3 protein-coding genes are annotated in these 2,181 nt (G+C 39.6%); 2 read left to right on the plus strand and 1 reads right to left on the minus strand.

The annotated features are described in order from the left end of the window. Positions 1 to 87: 87 nt before the first annotated feature. Entirely contained in the window at positions 88 to 663 is a 576-nt protein-coding gene (locus tag ACRBG0_RS28625) for a Crp/Fnr family transcriptional regulator (RefSeq protein WP_431490240.1), read from the minus strand. A gap of 134 nt (positions 664 to 797) precedes the next feature. Here ACRBG0_RS28625 and ACRBG0_RS28630 point away from each other — a divergent pair, with 134 nt between their 5' ends. Then, positions 798 to 1,229 carry a transposase gene (locus ACRBG0_RS28630; protein WP_431490241.1) on the plus strand — a complete coding sequence of 144 codons (432 nt, stop codon included), beginning with the start codon at positions 798 to 800 and terminating at the stop codon, positions 1,227 to 1,229. After that, positions 1,226 to 2,146: a transposase gene (locus ACRBG0_RS28635; RefSeq protein ID WP_431490242.1), complete on the plus strand. Its 921-nt coding sequence runs from the start codon at positions 1,226 to 1,228 to the stop codon at positions 2,144 to 2,146. The genes ACRBG0_RS28630 and ACRBG0_RS28635 overlap by 4 nt, the downstream gene beginning before the upstream one ends. Positions 2,147 to 2,181: the final 35 nt, after the last annotated feature.

Consider the following 2,181-nt stretch of genomic DNA (forward strand, 5'->3'; position numbering starts at 1 on the left):
ATATAATATTGGCCAATTATTGGAACCCTCTTCAGAAGCCTCCTCGGTCCTGCCTACAGAAAACTTCTGAAGTCTTTATCTAACACCTTATTTCCTCTTACGTCCTCGAATCCTACTCACAGACACCGGCGTAATGCCCATGTAACTAGCCAACACATGTTGTGGAATCCGATTCTCTAGGCCCGGATGGAGTTCTTGGTAAGCTTTATAACGGTCGGCAGGTTTATGTATGATTAAGGAAGCGAGCACCTTTTGCGCATGAGCCATTCGTTGCTCCAATATTTTGCGCACCAGGACATTCATCTTTGGGACATCCATATACAATTGTTGCAGATTAGCATGGCTTAAAACCAGCAACTCAGCAGCTTCCAGTGTTTCTACCACTTGTAAGCTAGGTATCTGGGAAAAGAAGCTTTCATGTGATCCTGCCATCATGTTTTCTTGGAAGACAAAGCCGGTAATTTCATTCCCCTCATCGGATATATAGTAAAACCTGAGTATCCCTTTGTTGATAAAATAACTCTCCTTGGCAATGTCTCCAAAATCGATAAGCGTATGATTTTTAGGTACATCCCGAAGCACTAGCTGAGACTGTATTTGTTCTTTCTCATTTCTAGTAAAAGAAACGAATTGCTCCGTAAAGGCCCAAAAGTTATCAAACATTGCGGTACTTAATAATTGATACTTAAAATGGATAATTAATAGGAACAATGTCTAATGAAGCGTTAGTAATTAATATTTTCACTATTCACTTGTCTCACACTAAAAAAAGTTGACCTTTTTACAACTTAAAAGGGATGAAAAAAGGTAATGAAATTAGCGCCGGTAGCAAAAGTAAACTTCGGCCTCGGCGCGTATTTAGCGATACATTTAAGCGTCAAAAAGTAGAAGAAATTGATCGAGGCTTGTACACGGTGCTAGAGTTAAGTAAATTGTACAATGTATCGACCAAGTCGGTCTATCGTTGGTTGCATAAATATTCATTGAATCATCAAAAAGGGGTGACCCAAGTCGTACAAATGCAAAGTGAAGCTCACAAAAATAAAGCCTTGTTGGAACGCTTGGCGGAACTAGAACGGGTTATCGGCCAAAAGCAACTGCAGATAGATTATCTGGAGCAGCTCGTGCAGATTAGTTCATCGGAGCTGAAAGTAGACATTAAAAAAAATTTCGGCACCAAGTCCTCGCCTACTTCCACGGCTTTATCAAGCAAAAAGGATTCAAAATGAAGGCCTACTATGACATAGCCGGGATTAGCAAACAAGCCCATCAGCAATATATGGCTAAGCTATCGAATCAACAAGATCGTACCGCCTATTATATTGGTCTGATGGAACAGGCTCGTAGCCTACATCCAGTAATTGGTCTAGCTAAGATTTATTACTTGTACCAACCTCAAGGGATAGGTCGTGTAGCCTTTGAAGAGCTAGGCAAAATGGCGGGTTACACCCTAGAAGCTAAGCCTCGACTGAGCTGGAAAGGCACTAGAGTAATCCCCTATAAGAACCTATTATCAGACAAACGATTTGATGATGCCAATCAACTTTGGGTCACTGATATCACCTACTATAAACTAGGGGATAGCTACTATTATATTAGCATGATTATGGACCTTTATTGCCGCAAAATAATCGCTTATCAATTGGCCGATACACTTCAGGCTAAACATAGTATAGCTTTATTGAAAACGGCTTTAAAAAATCGGCAATTACCTAGTTCACATCAGCTCATTCACCATTCTGATAAAGGGGTCCAATACACCTGTAAGGAGTATACACAGCTTTTGAAAAAGCACCAAATTGCCATCAGTATGTGTAATAGCGTCTTTGAAAACACTAGTATGGAGCGCTTAAATGGCATCATTAAAAATGATTATTTGATCCATTGGAATCCTAAATCATTTAGCCAATTGAAGCGCCATCTGGCCAAGGCCGTCAAAAATTATAATGACTGCCCGCATGGTGAATTAGGTATGATTTCCCCTAATCAGTTTGAGCTTGAACTCAAAAACATACCACTAACTCAAAGAACTTCTATCAAAGTTTTTACACTTAAAAAATCTAAAGTTTTAGTTGATCCTGCTCAACTTCAACTTTTCAATTCAGAGTCATTTGTTAACCAAAAAGGTCAACCTAATCCAGTGTGAGACATCATTTTCTCCCATTACCCATTACCCATTAC

It is taken from the genome of Lewinella sp., from assembly GCF_050633125.1.
Lineage (GTDB): Bacteria > Bacteroidota > Bacteroidia > Chitinophagales > Saprospiraceae > Lewinella.

Coding starts and splice junctions, on each gene's coding strand:
- ACRBG0_RS28625 (WP_431490240.1), bottom strand. CDS start 663: ATGTTTGATAACTTTTGGGCCTTTACGGAGCAATTCGTTTCTTTTACT.
- ACRBG0_RS28630 (WP_431490241.1), top strand. CDS start 798: ATGAAAAAAGGTAATGAAATTAGCGCCGGTAGCAAAAGTAAACTTCGG.
- ACRBG0_RS28635 (WP_431490242.1), top strand. CDS start 1,226: ATGAAGGCCTACTATGACATAGCCGGGATTAGCAAACAAGCCCATCAG.